This window comes from Pseudomonas sp. NBRC 111139, from assembly GCF_001753955.1.
In the GTDB taxonomy this organism is placed as follows: Bacteria; Pseudomonadota; Gammaproteobacteria; order Pseudomonadales; family Pseudomonadaceae; genus Aquipseudomonas; species Aquipseudomonas alloputida.
This window is the reverse complement of sequence record NZ_BCBP01000024.1, coordinates 75932-96177: the sequence shown is the minus strand read 5'-3', so window position 1 is coordinate 96177 and position 20246 is coordinate 75932. Positions and strand designations below refer to the sequence as shown.

Genomic DNA, 20246 nt, shown 5'->3' with positions numbered 1-20246 from the left:
ACGCGGCGAAACTCCCTGTGCCATGGGGTTTGTGCAACGGTACCCGTTACCTGGCTTGATCAAATTGATCCGCTTTGATCAAGCTCGATGATCAACTCAGCCCTGCCCGTGCGCCTTCAGGCGGTAGGCCAGTTGCGGGCGGCTGATGCCCAGTTGCCGTGCGGCGGCGGACAAGTTGCCATTGCAGGCCTGCAACACCAGCCGGTATTGATCCAGCTGCTGGTTGTGGATAGCGTGCTTGAGCTCGGCCATGGGCGAGCCCTGCGGGTCAGGCTCACTGGCCGCTTTGCACAGGCTGCCGTCACCGCCCACACCCAGCCCGGTGCGGGGCGCCTGCTCACCGGACGGGAACAGGTGCTGGGTGCGGATGGCCGCTTGGCCGGGTGCCGCGATCACCCCCCGCTCCACCAGGTTTTGCAGCTCTCGCACGTTGCCGGGGTAGCTGTAGTTGAGCAGCGCTTCCACGGCCCGGGCACTGAACCCGGTAACCTGCTTACCGTGCAGTTGGGTGAAGTGTTTGAAGAAGTGCTCCATCAGCAGCGGGATGTCATCCCGGCGCTCGCGCAGCGGTGGCAGGTGGATGGGGAACACGTTCAGCCTGAAGAACAGGTCTTCGCGGAAGGTGCCACGGGCAATCGCCTCGCGCAGGTTGGCGTTGGTGGCAGCAATCACCCGCAGGTCGACCTTGATCGGCTTGTTGCCCCCCACCCGCTCGATTTCCCCCTCTTGCAAGGCGCGCAGCAGCTTGGTTTGGGCGCTCATGCTCAACGCCTGGATTTCATCCAGGAACAGCGTGCCGCCAGAGGCGCGCTCGAAGCGACCGGCACGCGCCTGCGTTGCACCGGTATAGGCCCCTTTTTCGGCACCGAACAGCTCGGCTTCCAGCAGGCTTTCCGGCAAAGCCGCACAGTTGACGGCCACCAACGGCTGTTGCGCGCGCGGGCTGAGCCGATGCAGCGCCTTGGCGAACACTTCTTTGCCCACCCCCGATTCACCGCTGAACAGCACCGTGGCACGGGTGGGTGCCACTTGCGCAATCTGATGACGGGCAACGCTGAACGCAGCAGAAATACCGACCATATCGTCCTGCAGCGGCAAGCTGCTGGCCGTGCAGGCAGGCTGTACCGCTTCGCCCTCGGGTGGCGACCAGATCGAGTTCATCTGAATGAAGTGCGAAGGGTCCCAGTAGCGCTGCTCGGCGCCGAGTTCATGATTGGGCAAGCGATCTGCCGTATCGCCGACAATCCGGCAGCAGCGGCCGCCTGCGGCCACGCATTCGACCTCACGGTACACCACCAGCTTGCCGATAAAGGCGCTGGCATAACCGGCGGCGTAGCCGAGGGTCATCCAGCACGCAGCCTCGTCGCCAACCCCGTAGTGGGCTATGTGCTCATGGGCTTCACGCGAGTCGTGCCACAGGTATTCCCCGTGGAAGTGGCCGCGTTCGATGTCCAGGTCAAGGTCGACCGTTTCCACCCGCACCACACCCTGCAACGCATGCAGCCGGCCGCCGGCAATGAACGAGCTGCGCTCGTCCGATGCCGGCCAGCGCTTGCGTACCAGCGCGGCATCCTGGCTACCCGCCGAATAACCGATGCGCATCAGGATGCGCCGCGCGCCTTCGCGCCCGACGCTTTCGATCAACTCGCGGCGCAATGCACCCAGCGCGCTGGAATGCAGCATGACCATGCTCTGGTCGTCCAGCCAGATACGCGCATCCTCATCTGAAAACCGCAGGTAGCGACGCAGGTCGGCCGGGGTCGGGCTGCTGGTTTCATAGGCCTGAGGGGAACGCGACACAGCTTCGCGGGGTGCCGCGATGGATGAACGACTCATACCTTCTCCTATTGTTCTTGTTCTGCGCACGGGCGGTGTCACGCGATGGCCAGGCCGATATTTGATCATCAACTTTTGCCAGCTTGATCAACAAAGATCAAGGCTTGCGCCGCTCCAGCCCCGGCTCAAGGCCTTGTATGCAAGGGCCTGGGGCTGGCCTGCGCAATTGGCCTAGCGTTTGCTATCACCTGCTGGCGGACGCCTTTGAACGTCGCGTATTCCAATAACAATAATCATGCAGGAGATACACCATGCGCCGCTGGTTCTCTTCCTACGAAAACCGCTTGCTGTTCGTGCTCAGCCTCAGTTTCGGTTTTGTTTTCTTCGACCGTAATGCAATGAGTTTCCTGGCGCCCTTCGTGGCCGACGACCTGTCCTTGAGCAACACCCAGATCGGCTTGCTGGTATCGGCCTTGTCATTGACCTGGGCACTGTCCGGGTACCTGCTTGGCGCCCGTTCCGACCGCAGCGGGCGCCGCAAGCCTTACCTGTTGGTGGCCGTGATCGTGTTTTCGGTGTGCTCGTTCTTCTCCGGGCTGGCCAGCACCTTCTTCATGCTGCTGGCTGCCCGCCTGCTGATGGGGGTGGCCGAAGGCCCGATACTGCCTATCTCGCAAACCCTGATGGCGATGAACTCCACGGCAAGCCGCCGCGGCCACAACATGGGCATCATGCAGAACTTTGGCAGCAACCTGCTGGGCTCATGCATAGCGCCCCTGCTCCTGGTGGCCCTGGCCAGCCACTACCACTGGCGCCTTGCATTCATCGTCGCGGGCATCCCCGGGTTGATTGCCGCGTGCATGATCTGGAAGTACGTACGCGAGCCCAGGGAGGTAGTCATTGCCCAGCCGACGACACCGTCCGCCTCGCAGCCCGTCGCAGCAGGTTCGCTGTTAGAACTGCTGCGTTATCGCAACGTCTGGTTGAGCATGCTCATCGCCTGTTTCTACGTGGCGTGGATGGTGCTGGGGTGGGCGTTCATGCCGGTGTACTACATGAACGAGCGGCAGTTCGGCTCTACCGAAATGGGTATCTTGATGAGCGTGCTGGGTGCCAGTGCCACGCTCTGCAGCTTCATCGTGCCTGCGCTTTCCGACCGCCTGGGCCGGCGCATGGTAGTGGTGGTGTTCTCCCTGATCGGGGCGCTCACGCCGCTGACAGCGCTGTATTTTCAAGGGCCGTTCTGGATGCTTTGCACGGTGTTGTTCATCACCTGGTCGGCCAGCGGAGTGGCGCCGATCTTCATGGCCACCATTCCATCAGAAACCGTACCGGTTCATCGCATTGCCGCCTGCGTCGGGCTGGTGATGGGCATGGGTGAAGTGGTCGGCGGCGTGCTCAGCCCGGTGCTGGGCGGCTGGCTGGCGGACATTCATGGTCTTGGCGCACCGTTGCTGCTACAAGCAGGGTGCGCAATCGTTGTTGGAGTGCTGGGGTTGGGGCTGATTGAAACTGCCCCCCTGCGCGCAGTCGGGCGCAGCAACCTGACGGCGGTAAGCGAGTAGCGGTCCAGAGGCTCCGAACCGGGATCCTGGGGACGCCATGCAGCCCCGGGGTTCAGGTATAGCCCTGTTCTGTGAGCCAACGTCGCACCATTTTCTGATGCTCAACCTGCTGTCCCTCAAGCACAGCACTGAGCGCCAGGCCAGCCTGAAGCCCGCGAACTATCGGTGCCAGTTCTACACCTTGCAAATGCCAAACCCCCAGCGGCTGGTCCGCCGTCACCACGACCTCGGCTTCATCCACCAGCCCGTCACGCAGCACCGGCCGCCGCTCAACCCGCACCGCTTGCCAATCAGCCGCCTGATGCAGGGGTTGCGCATCCGGCCAACCCTGGCGCCGGGCCCAGAACGGTTGCCCCACCCGGCTTTGTTCCTGGGCATAGAAATCCCGGCCAATGCGGGCAAAACGCAAGAACAGCTGCTCGACCCGCTGCTGGTGAAACTGCCGCGCCAGCTCGGCCCGCTCAGGCCTGCGCAGCAACGTGTTGATCACCACCGGCGCCTGCAATGCCGAAGAGAGCGACTGAAAAATCCCGTTGCCCGACAGCGGGTCAACAGCCATGGCGGCATCCCCCACCCGGATCCAGTCCTGCCCGACACATTCACCCGCCAGAATGGCGCTACTGCTGCGTGCATGCACCTGTGCCGGTATCAATGCCTGATCGTTGAACAGTTCAGCGACCAACGCACTGCGGCCCCGCAACGCCACGCAGTACGCTGCCAGCCCAGCCTTTCCCGGCAGCCCGGCAGCGTCCTGGGTGACTTGCCAGTAACAGCGGCCATCTTCCAGCCGTGCCATCCACGCCCAGCCATCCTCCAGGCTCTCCACCGCCGACGCAGGCGCACCCGGGCTACCCTGCCAGACATTGAGCAGGCTGACCGTTTCCGGCCCACGCAGGCGGTCTGTGGCCAGGGGTGCCTGACGGCCTCGAGCCTCGACCAGGAAATCAGCAGTCAGCACCTGCCCATCGTCCAGGCGCACATGATGACCGACCCCCTGCACGACCTCACGCACCCGCCCCTCGACCACACTCACGCCTGCGCGCTGAAGGTCTTCGCGCAGCGCCTGGTCAAAGCGTTGCCGGTCGAGCAAAAACTCCTGGTTCATCTGCAGATGCTGGCCGTTCCAGCGTACCTGGCGGGTGGCCGGCATGGCCGCCTGGCTCAAGGCCCCACCCAGGCCTGCATGACGCAAGCCCTCCAGCACCCGCTGCGAAACGCCTTCAACTGCCGCGAAACGGCGCCACTGCGACACCACCGTCACGGTGTAACCCAGCCGCCGCAAGCCAATGGCCGTGGCGGCACCCGCAGGGCCGGCGCCCAGCACCACAATGCGCAGCTCAGCCATGGCGGGCTCCTCGTCGCTCGGGCCCCTTGAAGGCCGCATGTTCACGCAACCAGTCATGCACCTGCTGGCGGTCCATCCCCTGGGCATCACGCAGCAAGGCGGCAATCTTCCCGCTCAACGCCGCGCAACCCAGGCTCGCACCCGCCCGCTCACTCGCACCCACGTACGCGCCAAAATCCGCCTGTCGAGTACCCAGCCACGACCACTGGCCCGGTGCACAGCGGGCGTCGCCAGTGACCCGAATGACACCCGGGTAGCTGGCCGGGAACACCGGCCCACCCTGCGCCGGGCTGGATGCACACAACAGCACACCTGCGGCCAAAGCCTCGGCACAGGCCTGGTGCAGCACGGGCCGGTCCTGCTGCAAGCCCAGGCTCAGGTTGACCAGCGTGGCCCCCGACTCCACCAGCCACAGCAATGCGGCAGCCACCTGCAACGCACTGGTGCTGGCCTGGGCACTGAACACCTGGGCTACCAGCACCGACACAGGACCAGCCTGGTGTTGCAAGCTGGCGAGCACTGCACTGCCGTGCCCAAGTTGGTCGGGGAGCATTTCACCTTCGCGCAACTGGCCGTCTTCCAGCCAGAAACGGCGGGCGTCCCGCAAGCCGTTGGCCTGCTCCGGCGAGCAGCCGCTGTCGATGATGCCAACGCGCACGTCAGTGCCCATGCTTGATCACCTCCTGCGCCAGCACCTGCAACTGGCCGTCATGCAGTTGCAGGTGCAGGTCGGCATCGGCCAGGGTCGAAGCCCGGTGGCTGATCAGGATGCGCGTGCGGCCGGCGAACAGCTGGTCGATGGCCGCGATCACTTCACGTTCGGTGGCCTCATCCACCGCCGAAGTGGCCTCGTCCAGCACCAGGATCGCCGGGGCCTGCAACACTGCACGAGCAATGGCGATGCGTTGTTTCTGCCCCCCGGACAACTGCTGGCCACGCTCGCCCAGCAAGCCATCCAGGCCCAACGGCAGGCTGTCGACGAGGCTGTCCAGCCGCGCCAGGCGCACCACCCGTTCCAGTTCATCACGGCTGGCCTCGGGCACGCCATAAGCCAGGTTCTGCGCCAGGGTGCCACGGAACAGCACGATGTCCTGGCTGACCACGGCGATTCGCCGGCGCAGCGCAGCCAGGTCCAGGTCGCGCAGGTCGACGCCGTCCAGCAGGATGCGCCCGGCGTCCGGGTCGTAGAAGCGCTGCAGCAGGTCGATCAGGGTTGACTTGCCCACGCCGGAGGCACCGCTGATGGCGACTTTCAGGCCACCCGGGATGCTCACCTGCACGTTGTTCAGTACCGCACCCTGGCGCCCCTCATGGGCAAAGCTCAGCGCCTCCAGGCGCAACTCGCCTGGGCCATCGGGGATGGGCTGCGGATTGACTGCCTGATGCACGGTCACCGCTTCGCGCTTGAGCTCCATGACCCGCCCCAGGCTCACGGCCATGCGCTGCACCGCCACATACAGGCCCAGCAGGCTCTGCACCGGCCCCACGGCCATGCCCATGTAGGTAGAAAAGGCGATCAACGCGCCCAACTGCCAAGTACCCTGGATCACCCACCAGCCACCGACCAGGAACGCACAGGCGCGGCACCACGAGGTGAGCGTGCCGGGGATGGCCTGGGTGAAGAATTCGGTCACCTGCACCTTTAACAGCTGGCGCATGTAACCTTGCCCAAGCTGGTCCAGGCGCCCTGCTTCCCGGCCTTGCTGGCCGGCCGCCTGGATGAACTTCATCGCCGGCAGGGTCTCGACCAGAAAAGACGACACATCCGCCGAGCGCTCACGCAGGTTGCGCACTTCGCGTTCCACCTTGCGCCGCATCCAGCGCAGCCACAGCACCTCGATCGGCACCAGCAGCGCCAACAACAGGGACAACTGCCACGACAGCATCAGCATCAACGCCACCGCGCCCACCAGGCCGATCACCGCCGACACCGCCGAGAACAGCGAGTCCACGGCAAAGCGCTGGATCTCTGCCACATCGCCATCCAGCCGCGAAAGAATGTCGCCGATACGCCGCCGCCCGTAAAAGGTCGGCGACAACTGTTGCAGATGGCGGTAAAGGTCGTCGCGCAAGGCGAACAGGATGCGCCCCGACAGGCGCGTGTGCAGGTAGCGGTTGACCCCAGCCAGCACCGTGCCCAGCAGGCCCGCGCCGATCATGATTGCCGCCATGTGCCAAAGCGTTTGGTAATCCTTGGCCAGCAGCCCCTCATCGATCAGGGTCTTGACCAGCCAGGGTTGCGCCAGCGCCAGCAGCGATGCACCCAGCGACAAGCCGAGCAACAGGCCGATGGCACGCCGGTGTGGGCGCACGAAACCATACAGCCAGGCCAACGCCTGGCGCATGAGTACAGGGTCGCTGGAATCCACCAGCCTTGCGAACAGGCCGCCCACGTCAGCCGCGCAACTGCTTGAGCTTGCGGTACAGCGTCGCCCGGCTGATACCCAGTGCCTCGGCGGCGGCCGAGACGTTGCCCTGGTGGCGCGCCAGAGCACCGCGGATCTGTTCCAGTTCACTGTCCTTGAGGCTGCCGGAGGGCGCTGCGCTGCTGGCGAGTTCGTCCAGCAGGCAGTCGGTAAGGTGATCGAGTGTCAGCACCTGCTCGCCATCCTCGCGCATGGCCAGGGCGGTGCGCACCACCATTTCCAGCTGGCGGATGTTGCCAGGCCAGTCGAAGCCTTCGAGCAACGCGGTCAACGCCGGGTCGAGGGTTACGCCACGCGCATCAGCCTTGTCCAGCAGGCCCTGGATGATCGCCGCCAGGTCATCACGTTCGCGCAGGGCCGGCAGGCGCAGCGACACGCCGTTGACCCGGTAGAACAGGTCTTCACGGAAGTGTTGTTCCTGCACCAGGCGCTTGAGGTCGCGGTGGGTGGCGCAGATCAGCGCCACGTCGATGTCCTGCTCGTCACCCGCCCCCAAGGGTGCTACGCGGCGCTCCTGCAGCACCCGCAGCAGGCGTGCTTGCAGGGCCAGCGGCATGTCGCCGATTTCGTCGAGGAACAGCGTGCCGCCATGGGCCTGCATCAGCCGCCCGACCATGCCACCCCGGCGCGAACCGGTGAAGGCGCCCTCGCGATAGCCGAACAGCTCGGACTCGATGAGCCCTTCGGGAATGGCCGCGCAGTTGACTGCCACAAACGGTTTGTCGGCACGCGGGCTGGCCTGGTGCAAGGCCCGAGCGACCACTTCCTTGCCGGTACCGGTTTCGCCCAGCAGCAACACTGGCAAACCATTGCCAAGCCCCTGGCGAGCCATGCGCAGGTTGCGCGCCAGGCGTTGATCACCTCCGGCCAGAGCATCGAGTGCAGGCGACTGTTTGCTCAAGGCCGGCTTGCCAGGTGGTGTGCTGGGGCTGACCCGGCCATGGCGCGGCAGCTGTAGGGCACGGAAATAGAACTCGCCCTTGGCGGTCTGCACGCTGCTCACCCCGCCCTGCCACAGGCGAGCGATAAAGGCCGGGGAACGTTCGCCCAGCAGGTCGGTGCTACGCCGCCCAATCAGTTCGTGACGCGGCACCTGCAACAGCTGGCAGGCACTGTCGTTGGCAGCCAGCACTTCGCCGTCCAGGCTCAGGGCCAACAGGCCGTGCCAGGCACTGTTGAGGTACTGCGGGCGGCTGTGGAAGGCCAGCACCAGGTGCTCCGGGTGGCACAGGCCAAACAGGCGGCTTTCAATGTTGCCGGCTGCCAGCATCAGGGTCGACAGGCTGTCCTGCGGTTGCGCCATCACCCCTTCGCGGGTGATGTCGAGCACGCCGATCACCTCGCCGCGCGGGTCGCGCAGCGGCACGGAAGTACAGGAGAACGGGCTCAGGCGGTCAAGGTAATGTTCGCCGCAGTTGATCAGCGTCGGCCGGCCTTCGACCACGGCCGTGCCGATGGCATTGGTGCCACGCAGCGATTCGCTCCAGCAACTGCCCGGGTGCAGATCGCGCAGGCCTTCGCGTTGCAGCACGTGCTTCTGGCCTTCGATGGCCAGCACGTTGGCCTGGGCATCGCCGAGGATGACGATGCCAGCCTTGCCCTGGCGCGCGACCAGGTAGTCGAGTTCGGGGGTAACGGCATCGATCAGCAGGCGGTTGCGCTCCAGCAGCAGGCGCAGGTCATGGCCCTGTTCCAGGCCCAGGCCGACCTGCTCGCCCTGCAGGCAGTCCAGGCCGTGGCCCAGGCTGCGGCACCAGGAGGCGTCGATCTCGTCGCGCAGCATGCCCAGTGGTAGTTCGCCTTCGCTGGCCAGCTTCAGGCGGGCCTCGCGGGATTCGTGCAGCGGGTCGTGGGCGTTTGTTATAAGTTGTCGCGCCATTTTCTACTCCGGCTGTGCCCCGCGATGTGACGGGGTACGGGCTTGGGAATTTTCCGCAGTGTGCGGGAGAAATGGCTGGCCGTCATCTGGTAGTGAATGGATTGGGGTGTAGCTGGCCAGGTTACTTTAAGCGGGCGCAATCCCTGTGGGCGCTGGCTTGCCGGCGATCACCGGCGTTGCCGGTGCGATCCACCGCGTCGCCTGCTTCGCGGGCTTGCCCGCTCCCACAGGGTGGCACCAAGCCTGAGGACTGCGCATACCTGTGGGAGCGGGCGAGCCCGCGAAGCAGGCCCTCGAGGTCAATCAGGGATATCGATCGCTATCACCAATACCCAAGCCCCGTCAGGCACTCGACGCCGCCTTCCGCCCAGCCAGCTGCTGCCTCTCCACCCCATCCAGCAACGCCTCCACCACCGCCTTGGCCGAATCCAACCCATGGTCATTGCTCAACAGCAGATCACGGCAGGTGCCCTTGGCCAGTTCCAGCGCCTTGAGGTTGGTCGCAAACGCCCCTTTCAGCAGCGTGGACAGGTGCACCAGCGCATCTTCGTAATCCACGCCGGAACGAACGGCGAACAACGGTGGATGGCTGCATTCGCAGGTGGAGAAACTGGAGGCCGCCGTGGTGGCGCGTACAGGAGGATCAGGTAAGCCTTTTGTCATTGTGTCGCTCCTTGATTCACTGGAGTCGCCACACAACGTGACCAAACGAATGGGTGGCGACTGTACGCGGGTTGGTCAACCGGGAATCAAGGAAACCGGCGCGCACGGAGGCGCCCCACGCACAGCCGCCATAAAACGAAACAGCCGGGCACAAAAAAGCGCCAACTGTATCGCAGAGCGGGCGCTTGTGCGCCTTGATGATTGCGGGTGACCAAACCCGACTGCTGGATTGACAGCAGCGGGAAAAGACTACCGAGGTCAGGGAAGGGTTTCAAGCTGAGGGCATGCGCAGTAACACTTCTGTTGCCTGATCGCACTCCTGGCGGGCTGCCACAACCGCCGCTCGATCCCCTGCGCCACCAAGTGCTCCACCGCCGCTTCAATCGCCGACAGCACGCACAGCTGCGCCGGTTCATTGGTGGGATACCCCACCTCGGCTTCCAGCAGTTTCTTGAACTCGATGAACTTGAACACGCCGGCACTGCGCCCTACCGCGTCGATGGTCTTGCTGGTCATCACGTTGGCCAGCACCTGCCGTGCACACGTCCACAGCGCGCAGGTTGACGGTGACCTGGTCCACCCGGTACTCGCCGGAGATGTCGATCCCCAGGTAGCAGGCACCTTCGCCACCGCTGCGCACGTTGGTGTCGGTTGGGCCTCATCTGGTTGATGGAGCCCGTTAGGGTTGAGCAAGGAAGATAAACACTGAGTTACAAATATCAGAAGCTTCCTACTTGGCGCCAAATCATCAACACCCCGTTTATTTCCATCCCTCCACGGCGCTCGTACCCTTCCAGTACACCCTCACCCTGAACGCTACTCCACGTTGCAGCGCCCACAGGGCTGTGCCCCGCGCATCAAGGACATGCCATGTACCGACAATCCGATCTGCGCTTCAGCTTCCAGCCCTTGGCCGGTGATCATGAATTCGAGGTAGTTTCATTCGAACTTGACGAAGCCATCAGCGCACCCTTCCAGCTGAGGCTGGAATTGATCAGTCACGAGGATGACGCCGACTTCGGTAATTTGCTCGATAAACCGGCGCTGTTCACTATTTGGAAAGGCCAGCGCCCACTGCGCTTCGTGCACGGTCTGATCAGCACGTTCAGCCAGGGCGAAACCGGCTTTTACCGCACTCGTTACCACGCCTTGGTCGAGCCGACGCTGGCCCGGGCCGAGTTGCGTTCAAACTGGCGCATCTTCCAGCAAAAAACCGTACCGCAAATCCTTGAACTGATGCTGCAGCGTCAAGGCATCAGCCGTTATGAAATCAGGAGCATCGGTGAGCACCAGGTACGCGAGTTCTGTGTGCAGGCCGGTGAAACCGACCTCCATTTCATCGCCCGCCTGGCGGGCGAAGAGGGTTTCGTCTATTGCTTCGAGCACACGCCGAAACACCATCAACTGGTCATCACCGACCGGCTACTGACGCTGGGACAGATCAGCCGATGGGCAACAACTGCCGATGAAGACAATGAAGGCTTTTTCGAACAGGACGAGGTCGGTCCCGACCAGGTACTGTACCGGGCCATGGGCGGTGGCGATCAGGCCAGGCCTTGCCTGAAGCGCCTGCATTACAGCGAACAGGTTCGTACTTCGCGGCAGGTGCAACGTGACTACACCTTTACTAACCCACAGTATCGGCAGGAACACCGAGCATCCGACAGTCGTATCACCCATCAGTCCCGGAACTATGAGCGTTTCGACTACCCCGGCCGTTACAAGCGTGATGCGGTTGGCGTGCCCTTCACAGCCAACCGTCTCACCGCCCTGCGTCATGATGCCTGCATTGCGGAGGTTGAAGGCGACGATGTACGGCTGCAGCCAGGCCTGAGTTTCACCCTTGTCGAACATCCCCGCAAAGATCTCAACGCACACTGGCGCGTGATGCGTGTGCACCATGAAGGCAGCCAATTCACCAGTCTGCAGGAAGAAGCAAGCGGTGCCGATCAGAGTACACGCTACACACAGAAAGCCGTGCTGGTGCCCGGCCGAATCGAATGGCGACCCGCACCGCTGGACAGGCCTCGTATCGATGGCCCACAGATGGCTACCGTTGTCGGTCCAACCGGCGAAGAGATCTATTGCGACGAATGGGGGCGAGTCAAGGTCAGCTTCCCATGGGATCGGGAAAGCAACAACAATGAGTTCAGCTCCTGCTGGGTACGCGTGTCGCAAGGCTGGGCCGGGGGCAGCTGGGGCTCGATGGCCATCCCGCGCATCGGCCAGGATGTGATCATCCAATACGTCAACGCCGACCCCGACCAACCAATGATCACCGGACGCACCTACTGCGGGGATCAACTGCCACCCTATGACCTGCCGGAACACAAGACCCGCATGACCATCAAGAGCCAGACCCACAAGGGCAATGGCTTCAACGAATTGCGATTCGAAGATGAACTGGGTCGCCAAGAAGTGTTCATGCATGCAGAAAGGGATATGAACACCAAGGTCAAGCACGACCAGACCCTCAATGTCGGTAACGACCGCACCACTGCAACAGGCCGGGACCACACCACCAGCATTGCGCGTGACGAATCAATCGAAACAGGCCGGGACCGCCGCGATCATGTTCACCAGGACCGTTTCACCAGGATCGACCGCAACGACATCCACACGGTCGGTAACTCAAGCCGCACCAAGATCACCGCCGACCACAGCCTGAACATCGGCGGCGACCAGTCTCTTGTCATCGAAGGCACGCGTGCCATTGAGGCCCGCACGGCGCAACGCCTGTTGACCCGGGCGTACATGCTTCAGGGTACGGAACGGATCCACATCCGTGGTCCGAGCGGCAAGATCATTTTCGATGCCGACGGTATCACCATCGAAGCGCCCAACATCCGCTTCAAAGGCAACGTCACCTACCAGACACCGGTACAGGCCCAACTCGATGCCATCGAAGCCGCTGTCCGCGAGGGCTCGCCGCTGATCGAAGAGTGCCCTTTTGCCGGTGAGGATGACGCATGAGCCTGCACCGCCAACTAACTGAGGGAAGCCTGTGCACGGGGACCGTGAACGCAAGCCTGTTCGTGCTTGCCGAAGCGTCGGCCAATCCGGACCTGCTGGGTAGGCTGGAGTTTCATGCCAGCCAACACCACAGCCTTTGGTATCTGGAATATGACGCCGGGTTGGAGAGGCATGCCCCAATACTCTTCCAACTCATCGCGGGCAGCGAAGTGGACGCGTGGCTAGGCGCACTGAAGGGGCGTTTCACCGGTACCGTGATCGAGGCCGCCTTGCCCCTTGAAGCGCTCGCACGGCACCTGCGCCGCTTTGGCAAAGCTCAGGCAGGACGACGTCGTTATTTTTTGAGGCTTGGTGACCCCCAATCATTAAGCCTGTACGTCGCCTCACTGACCTACCGCCCAGACATCCTGGGCCGGCTGTTCGACAACGGACGGGTACGCAGGCTCTACTTCCACGATGCGCGCACCGGGCTTGCGCTCGGCGCACAGCCGCTGTTTGAGCAAGCAGAACATGGCAGCGAACGGGAGGGCTGCCTGGCTTGGCTGCCACTGCGCCATGAGGTGTCGGGATGATTCTGCAAAGTCTGGATCTGGATGCACTACAAGGGGCGGTACTGTGGTCAACCAACCGCAGGCTGTCTGACTTCCTGCTAGAGACGTTGAATGGTTCGCTTCCACGCTTTCATACCCGCGGCGAGGATGTTCCTCCCTTCGTAGCCAAAGCGGGGGCGCTCGTCAGCAAAAACGGTTACACCTGCGGCAAGGAGTACAGCTTGCTCGTGCTCAGCCATTTATTGTTAGGCTTGGGGTGGTGGGCCGATCCCGCGTGCGAATCGGTGTGGTCAATCAGACAAGCACCTGGCCTCACCCAGAATGAGCAACTTGACCTGCTGACCATGCAGGCGGCAAATCACCGTTCACGGTGGGAGCGTCAGCTTACCCCCATGCACGACATCACACTGGGGATGTTGCGCTGGACCGACGACGACCGCGACCAAGACCGCCGGTGGCGATCGCTGGAACAACTGATGGCCCTGCGTGGCGTACCTGAAGACGCATATCATGCGTGCTATTGCCGCTATGAGTCGGATGCCTGCAGCCGCTATGCGCTGCCCGTCATCGACCACGTGGAGCTTAACGGAAACGAAATCCGCGCCTATCGCTATTACGGCAAACGGCTACCGCAGCCCTCCGACGACCTGCACAAGCTGTCCCAATTGTCCCGCAACCGAGTGCTGCTGCATGTCCTCCTGGCCATAGCATTCGGTCGTTACTTCTTCCTCAACCCTTTGTTCACTCCCTGGGTGAAGTCGCTGGAGGCCACCGACTCGCCCAGCGAGCGACGCCACGCGTTGGCAAGTCAACTTGCAGCTCATCAACAGGCACTCAAGGAGCCGAGCCCGCATGTTTGAATCATCTGCTTTACAAGCCTTGAGTCATGCCGCACTCAACGGAGCGCTACCCATTCCTCCAGACATTTGCGTGCCGTGCTCTCTTCCCGGTGCAATGTTTTCGCTCGACGGTGGTGATGGCTGCGACCAGTTACTGGGCATTCCGTCGCAGAACGGCGTTGGCCCCGCTTGGTTTCGCAACAACCCCTGGATCCGCGACCCAGTACGCAATCACCGCGACACCTTCCTCCAGCAAGTGCTGGAACATGCTGGCGATACGCTGGGCAATGCCTGGCTGGCAGATTTTTACGCCTTTGCCGCTCGCGAAAAGCTGCAATTGGTATGCATCGACGATGAAATCCGCCTGGACGAACTGGCCCCGCCAGTACTCGACCACATGGGCAAGCGCGACCAGCAAGGCTTCGGCTTCACCCTGCACAGCAATTTCCTGTTCACCGACCACAAGATCTACTTCGCCACCTTCACCCACGTAGAGTGGCGCGAAGCGCAACGGGAAGAATACATCGACGAGCACGGCACCCAGCGCATCAGTCCACCCTACACCTGGCACACACCCAGCGGCCTGTACCCAATCAACCTGGCCTGCGAACAGCTGGCCCGCCACTATGCCGAAGCCAAGGGCCGCGCACGCCTGTGGCAAGGCGTTATCGGTGCGGGCGAATTCGCCCTCGGGCTTCTGGCAGTCATCCCGGTGATGCGGGGTGTCAAGGGTGCCCTCACCCGCGGCCGCTATGCTTTCGTCGCCCTGGAAGCCGCCCTGGCAGCAGACGCCATGATCGATGGCAGCAGCCGCATGATCACCGGCGAAGGCCTGAGTATCGGCGAGCAGTTCTTCACCGACCTGGCGCGCCTGGCCGACCCAGGCACCGCCGAGGCACGTGGCAAGCAAGTGTTCATGGCCATCAACCTGGCCTTGCTGCTGCCGGCCGCCATGGGCGGCGCCCGCTGGCTGATGCACAAGCTGCGGCCTGGGAGTATCACTACCGTGCACCTGGACAACGCCGCACTGTCGCAAGAAGACGTCCGTCGCCTGGGCAACCGCAGCGCTGGCGAAGTCACCGTACTGGAAACCCGCATCCAGCGCCGCACCCGCGAAGGTGAGCTATCGGTCACTGCCCGCGAACTGCACTCGGTAGACCGCAATGCCAGCCAGGTCGCACTCGACGTGGTCGGCGGCAAGGCCGACTACGCCTTCATGGCCACCACCCTGCGTGACCGGCTGGTGGCACTGATCCAGCACAGCGTCGGCCCAGTGCGTATGGGCGGTAGCCTGACCCGCGTCGTCGCCGATGCCGGCGAAGAAGCCTTGGCAGCGGCCCTGGTCAGTCACTGGAAGGTCAAGCCCGAAAACATCCTCGGCATGAGTACCCACCCCTCCCGGCCCAGCCAGTTCGGCTTGAAGAACAAGAGCGACCAAGGCATCGACATGCTGGTGTACGTACCGCCTCCGCCTTCGATGACGGTACGAAATCCGACGACGCAGGAAATGCGCCATCACATTGATGGGCTGAAAGGCACGGCGCCGCTGAACGAGCTGAAGTTCGAGGCGGGGACGTTGTTGGTGATAGAAGTGAAGACGACCCTTGGAAAAAGCAGGACGCCTGGATTCCTGAACACACAAATGGCCGGCGGAAGTGCGAATGTGGAGCGTATACAAAGATTGATAGCACGAAGGAAGGGAGGCTGGAACATCGACAACCTGAAGGTAGCAATGCCTGAGATTGCAGCCAAAGCAACACATCTGCGCAATGCAATGAGCAGCGGAAAAATCTCATACCTTCACGCGCAGGTGTTTCTTGCTCCTAGCGGACAGCTAAACAAGGTTGCGGGCAACTCGACCGGAATTCAGATAAATACCTGGTGACGAAAATGGCATCAACCTCTAGATCTCGACTAACCAGTAGCCTCAGAAACATTCGCGATTGGGCATCATCTGACGCATCACTTGAAAGACGCAGAATCACTGATTACATACAAGGGAATGACAGCATCGCTATTGCCGCCGACGAAGTATTCAGGCTCGGCATGAATAGCATAGGAGACAGTCTACTCCAAGCCGCTGAAAACCCATACGCGAAAGCGCCCCAAACACTGGCTACGGGCATATTGAGGCTATTAGTAGGAAACAGCGTAATCATCGAGAATCTTAAAGGCACTTCCCGAACCGGCCTTGATGATCTGGATGGCATCACCCATGTAATGCTATGCGCCCTGGCAACCGGACAATTTACGGTGGTAGTACCTTGCCATGATGCAGTCTTCTCCGGCATTAACAATGGCTACGGTGTGAGAGATGGTCACAATCCACCGATTGGCACCACGCTACGTTACGCCGCCTTTGGCCTGAGCATCATCGGCGACTGGCTAGACAAACCGCTAGACCTCGACAAACACGCCCTGCCCCGCGACCCTGCCTGGGGCCAGCTGGTCGCTCACTGGCGCGAGCCCGACCCCGACAAGCTGATGCCGATGCTGGTCACCGCCTGCGATACCCACGTTGAACGCATCGCCCTGACTTCCCGCGAACTCGACTCCGGCAGCTTCGAATTCGGCTCGCCCTTTGAAGCCGTCTACCCTGCCGAAATCCTCGCCATTCTCAACCTGCGGCGCTCGATGGGCCTGCCAAACCCTTCCATCGACCACCCACTGATGAAGACGCCCTACGCTCAGCTGACCTGCCCGCCAGGCATGCGCTTCGAGCCGGATGAGTTACTGATGAGTTTCCTGGCTGCGGCCTGCAAGTATGATCCCGATGCCGTACCGGCTGGGCTTTACGAAGCCGTCGTGCAGAACAGTGCAGAGGATTGAGCGATGTCCAGAAAAGGCGCAATTCGCAAAGGCGACCCTCACAGTGGCGGAGGCCGGATGGGGGAAGGAAGCGGGATGGTTGTCAACGGGCGGCCGCAATGCATCCTTGGTGATCATGCGCCCTGCCCGCTTCATGGTGGGACATTTGCACTGGTATCTGGCGGTGATCGTGGTGTGCTGTGCAACGGTATTGCGTTGGTGTTCGAGCCGGCAGAGCTTGCGTGTGGATGCAGGGTTTCATCCACCTGCTCGGGACCTTACGCCAAAGATGAATGAGCGCGCAGCGGATCTTCGGGGCTTGTTCCACACATTGGTTTCGGGCCAATTAATCTTTTGCCAATGCGCCCTCACCTGACAATCAGCGGAGCAACCCTCGATATCGGATCGGACAAACGAGGCGGATAAAGATAACCACACAGAAGTGGCCGGACCGAAACAAGTGTGTGCGGGCTTGCCGCGCGGGCGGCGTTCGATCTTACAGGCGCCCAATCCCGATCGCCAAGCACCTGGACGCCCCGCCCTCAGTCCTGCACCGCATTCCCGCGCCCGGCCAACGGTTGCCTCTCAACCCCATCCAGCAACGCCTCCACCACCGCCTTGGCCGAATCCAACCCATGGTCATTGCTCAACAACAGATCACGGCAGGTGCCCTTGGCCAGTTCCAGCGCCTTGAGGTTGGTCGCAAACGCCCCTTTCAGCAGCGTGGACAGGTGCACCAGCGCATCTTCGTAATCCACGCCGGAACGAACGGCGAACAACGGTGGATGGCTGCATTATCGCGACACAAGGTCCACACATCGACCGCGCAGGTGCCGTTGAATCTGCTTCAAGGCTGCTGATTCTGGCTCAAGAACTTGTCCACCGTGGCCTTGCCATCAGCTGGATCCCCCGCCACCTGCCACAACCGCCGCTCGATCCCCTGCGCCAGCAAGTGCCCCACCGCCGATTCAATCGCCGACAGCACGCACAACTGCGCCGGTTCATTGGTGGTATACCCCACCTCGGCTTCCAGCAGCTTCTTGAACTCGATGAACTTGAACACGCCGGCACTGCGCCCTACCGAGTAGATGGTCTTGCTGGTCATCACGTTGGCCAGCACCTGCCCGGTGCGCACGTCCACAGCGCGCAGGTTGACGGTGACCTGGTCCACCCGGTACTCGCGGGAGATGTCGATGCCTAGGTAGCGGGCGCCTTCGCCGCCGCTGCGCACGTTGGTGTCGTAGGCAATGATGCCGCCCTCCAACATCAGGTTGGCGGCCTGCAACGGTGGTAGCTCGCCCATGATGTTTTCCGCCACATCAGGCTTTTTCTGCGATGCGCGGATGATCTTGCGCTCGGTCAGCAGGTTCTGCAGCCCTTCACGCTCCAGCACCACGAACCAGCCGCTGGCACTCAAGGCGTCCATCAACATGCTGGCCGCGCCTTGGGTGACGCTGGTGGAAAACGAGCTGGCCGGGGTCGGCTTGTACTGCCCGGTCTGGTCGCGGAAGCCGTACACCACGGCCATCAGCCGGCCTTTGGGCCGTGGCATGTTGATCAGGTCGTAGTAGGTCGAGGCCCGAGGGGTCAGGGTCGGGGTTTCCGAGTCCTGTTCGGCCGACATGGGTTCGCGCAGGCTGCAACCACTTTGCAGGCCCAGGGCGGTGAGGATCAGCAGCGCGCTCAGCAGACGTTTCATGGTGTTCTCTCCCCAACATAAAAGCCCTTCCCTCTCAGGGGTTCAGGCCGCTGACCTCAATGATCGAAATTTCTCCTGTGGCACGATCGGTGACCTTGATGCTCAAGGCCCCGGAATCGTCGATGACGTCGATGAGAAACGCATCGGTCGCCATGCTGCCGGTGTTGCCGTTACTGATGTTGTCCAGCAACTGCGACAACATCCGCGACTCCAGCTGGTTGCTGAAGCGCTCAAGGGCCGTGGTGCCGGTAAAGGCCGAGGCGCGGTCCTTGAGGTCCGGGTCGTCGTAGTCGTTCTGCGCCTGGGCGTTGTTCAGCAGCCAGGTGCCGTTCAACGGGTTGCCGCCAAAGGCCGGGTTGACCGGGGTGTACACCAGCTCGGTGGCCTGGGCAGCACAGGCGCTGGCCAGCAGGCAGGCGGCAATGCAACGGGGTATGCGGTGGTTCATAGCTCGTCCCTCTCCAAGTCGGTGGTGTCCTGTAGCAGGCGTTGCAGCTTGCGTTGAATGATCTGCTGCTTGACTAGGTCGGCAGCGGCGACGGCCTCGTCTTTGAGCTCGGTGGTATTGGGTGGCAGGAAGCGGCGGTACACCACTTCACGCTCGAACTCCACCGTCACCAGGCTGCCCCAGCGGGCATCGGGGCGTTCGCGTACCACCAGGTTGAAGTCCAGACGGCTGGTGGCACGCAGGCGGTCGGCGAAGTAGTAGTAAAAGTCGTGGCCAATGTGCGAGATGGTGTTGTCGACGATAAAACCCTGCATCTCGTCTTCAGCACCCGCCTTGGCGCAGGTGGCCCCCCCAGCCATCAGCAGCAGGCTCAGGCACAGCGCAGTCAGGCACTTCATGGCGTGTCTCCCGGGCCCGCATTCGTCTGCACACCGCGTGCACTTTCGGTAAAGGCCTGCTCGGCGACGAACTGCCAGTCGCTGTAGTGCTCCATCCCCTCGAACCCGCTCCATTCGGCGCTGAAGCCACTGCGCTTGAAAGGGGTGGCGTCCGAACGGCTGTAGACGCCAGTGATACGACCGTCGATCGAGCGCAGCAGGCCCCATTCGTCGCTGTTGCTGATCGGGTCAGGGTAAAGCCTGCGGATGTGCCGTTTGGCCTGCGGGAAACGGTTGTCCTGCAGCAGGTCGGCCAGGTCTTGCGGGTACTGGGCCAGCCCGGGGGATGCGCGGTAGTAGCTGCGCAGGGCCTGGGCGTACTGGCTGCCGACCCACAGCAACTGGCGTTCGCGGTCGCGCTGGGCGGCGCTCGCCCAGATCGTGCCGGTGGCCGCCAGGGCCACGCTGCTGACCGCGATCAGCAGCAGCACACCCAGGTAGGTGAAGCCGCCGTTGGCCTTACCATTCAGCGAAGAGGCTGCCATCACGCGCCCTCCCTGTGGCACCGCTCTTGATATCGGCCACGCCGCCCGCCACGCCCTCGGGCGGCGGCACCAGCTGCCAGGCATCGCTGCGCTCGGTGATCGGGTCGACCGGTGTGTTGCGCAGGTAACGTTGCTCCACCAGTTGTTCCAGCGAATCGGGGTAGTGGCCGGTATCACCGTAGTAGTGGTCCAGCGCCTCGCGCAGCACTGCCAGGCTCTGACGCAGGGTGGCCTCGCGCGAGCTTTCCAGGCTGTTGAAGTAGCGCGGCATGGCGATGGTCATCAGCGTGGCGATGATCGCCATCACCACCAGCAGTTCGATCAGGGTGAAGCCTTTGCTGCGTTTCATGGC

The 20246-nt window shown here is 62.6% G+C and carries 19 protein-coding genes and 1 pseudogene; 7 read left to right on the top strand and 13 right to left on the bottom strand.

What is annotated here, in order from left to right; genetic code table 11:
* Positions 1-96: 96 nt before the first annotated feature.
* A complete protein-coding gene (locus BJQ17_RS08445; protein WP_004575239.1) occupies positions 97-1836 on the bottom strand; it encodes a sigma-54-dependent Fis family transcriptional regulator in 1740 nt (579 codons plus the stop codon).
* Between the two features lie 251 nt (positions 1837-2087).
* Between BJQ17_RS08445 and BJQ17_RS08440 the strand changes: the two genes are divergently transcribed.
* Entirely contained in the window at positions 2088-3341 is a 1254-nt protein-coding gene (locus tag BJQ17_RS08440) for an MFS transporter (protein WP_070095888.1), read from the top strand.
* A gap of 52 nt (positions 3342-3393) precedes the next feature.
* Here BJQ17_RS08440 and BJQ17_RS08435 read toward each other — a convergent pair whose 3' ends face one another.
* The 6 genes and pseudogenes from BJQ17_RS08435 to BJQ17_RS08410 all read right to left on the bottom strand — a co-directional run.
* The gene (locus BJQ17_RS08435) at positions 3394-4686 is read right to left on the bottom strand and encodes an NAD(P)/FAD-dependent oxidoreductase (RefSeq protein WP_070095887.1); all 1293 of its coding nucleotides are present in this window, start codon (positions 4684-4686) and stop codon (positions 3394-3396) included.
* Positions 4679-5356 carry a S8 family serine peptidase gene (locus BJQ17_RS08430; protein ID WP_070095886.1) on the bottom strand — a complete coding sequence of 226 codons (678 nt, stop codon included), beginning with the start codon at positions 5354-5356 and terminating at the stop codon, positions 4679-4681. The genes BJQ17_RS08435 and BJQ17_RS08430 overlap by 8 nt, the downstream gene beginning before the upstream one ends.
* Positions 5346-7079 carry an ABC transporter ATP-binding protein gene (locus BJQ17_RS08425; protein WP_003247992.1) on the bottom strand — a complete coding sequence of 578 codons (1734 nt, stop codon included), beginning with the start codon at positions 7077-7079 and terminating at the stop codon, positions 5346-5348. Before BJQ17_RS08425 ends, BJQ17_RS08430 begins: the two co-directional genes overlap by 11 nt.
* Position 7080: 1 nt before the next feature.
* On the bottom strand, positions 7081-8991 hold the full coding sequence (locus BJQ17_RS08420) for a sigma-54-dependent Fis family transcriptional regulator (protein ID WP_070095885.1): 1911 nt from the start codon (positions 8989-8991) through the stop codon (positions 7081-7083).
* Positions 8992-9333: 342 nt separating this feature from the next.
* Positions 9334-9570, bottom strand: coding sequence for a hypothetical protein (locus BJQ17_RS08415; RefSeq protein ID WP_029380666.1), 237 nt, complete (start codon positions 9568-9570; stop codon positions 9334-9336).
* Between the two features lie 342 nt (positions 9571-9912).
* A pseudogene (locus BJQ17_RS08410) lies at positions 9913-10303 on the bottom strand (CsgG/HfaB family protein); the annotation flags it as partial.
* Positions 10304-10524: 221 nt separating this feature from the next.
* Between BJQ17_RS08410 and BJQ17_RS08405 the strand changes: the two are divergent.
* The 6 genes from BJQ17_RS08405 to BJQ17_RS29815 all read left to right on the top strand — a co-directional run bounded on the left by BJQ17_RS08405 (position 10525) and on the right by BJQ17_RS29815 (position 17122).
* Entirely contained in the window at positions 10525-12627 is a 2103-nt protein-coding gene (locus tag BJQ17_RS08405) for a type VI secretion system Vgr family protein (protein WP_003247984.1), read from the top strand.
* On the top strand, positions 12624-13199 hold the full coding sequence (locus BJQ17_RS08400; protein WP_003247981.1) for a DUF4123 domain-containing protein: 576 nt from the start codon (positions 12624-12626) through the stop codon (positions 13197-13199). The genes BJQ17_RS08405 and BJQ17_RS08400 overlap by 4 nt, the downstream gene beginning before the upstream one ends.
* Positions 13196-14038, top strand: coding sequence for a hypothetical protein (locus BJQ17_RS08395; RefSeq protein WP_003247980.1), 843 nt, complete (start codon positions 13196-13198; stop codon positions 14036-14038). Before BJQ17_RS08400 ends, BJQ17_RS08395 begins: the two co-directional genes overlap by 4 nt.
* Entirely contained in the window at positions 14031-15902 is a 1872-nt protein-coding gene (locus tag BJQ17_RS32040; RefSeq protein WP_232435425.1) for a hypothetical protein, read from the top strand. The genes BJQ17_RS08395 and BJQ17_RS32040 overlap by 8 nt, the downstream gene beginning before the upstream one ends.
* Positions 15903-16324: 422 nt before the next feature.
* Positions 16325-16846, top strand: coding sequence for a hypothetical protein (locus BJQ17_RS08385; RefSeq protein WP_256559502.1), 522 nt, complete (start codon positions 16325-16327; stop codon positions 16844-16846).
* Between the two features lie 3 nt (positions 16847-16849).
* A complete protein-coding gene (locus BJQ17_RS29815; protein ID WP_004574333.1) occupies positions 16850-17122 on the top strand; it encodes a PAAR domain-containing protein in 273 nt (90 codons plus the stop codon).
* Between the two features lie 245 nt (positions 17123-17367).
* On the opposite strand, the gene BJQ17_RS08380 is transcribed toward BJQ17_RS29815, so the two are convergent.
* The 6 genes from BJQ17_RS08380 to BJQ17_RS08355 all read right to left on the bottom strand — a co-directional run bounded on the left by BJQ17_RS08380 (position 17368) and on the right by BJQ17_RS08355 (position 20243).
* On the bottom strand, positions 17368-17604 hold the full coding sequence (locus tag BJQ17_RS08380) for a hypothetical protein (protein ID WP_003247974.1): 237 nt from the start codon (positions 17602-17604) through the stop codon (positions 17368-17370).
* 68 nt (positions 17605-17672) lie between these two features.
* Positions 17673-18524 carry a CsgG/HfaB family protein gene (locus tag BJQ17_RS08375; protein WP_012052154.1) on the bottom strand — a complete coding sequence of 284 codons (852 nt, stop codon included), beginning with the start codon at positions 18522-18524 and terminating at the stop codon, positions 17673-17675.
* Positions 18525-18558: 34 nt separating this feature from the next.
* Positions 18559-18972, bottom strand: coding sequence for a curli assembly protein CsgF (locus BJQ17_RS08370; protein WP_003247970.1), 414 nt, complete (start codon positions 18970-18972; stop codon positions 18559-18561).
* A complete protein-coding gene (gene csgE / locus BJQ17_RS08365) occupies positions 18969-19370 on the bottom strand; it encodes a curli production assembly/transport protein CsgE (protein ID WP_070095883.1) in 402 nt (133 codons plus the stop codon). The genes BJQ17_RS08370 and csgE overlap by 4 nt, the downstream gene beginning before the upstream one ends.
* Entirely contained in the window at positions 19367-19894 is a 528-nt protein-coding gene (locus BJQ17_RS08360; RefSeq protein WP_003247967.1) for a type II secretion system protein, read from the bottom strand. Before BJQ17_RS08360 ends, csgE begins: the two co-directional genes overlap by 4 nt.
* On the bottom strand, positions 19869-20243 hold the full coding sequence (locus BJQ17_RS08355) for a type II secretion system protein (protein WP_003247965.1): 375 nt from the start codon (positions 20241-20243) through the stop codon (positions 19869-19871). The genes BJQ17_RS08360 and BJQ17_RS08355 overlap by 26 nt, the downstream gene beginning before the upstream one ends.
* Positions 20244-20246: the final 3 nt, after the last annotated feature.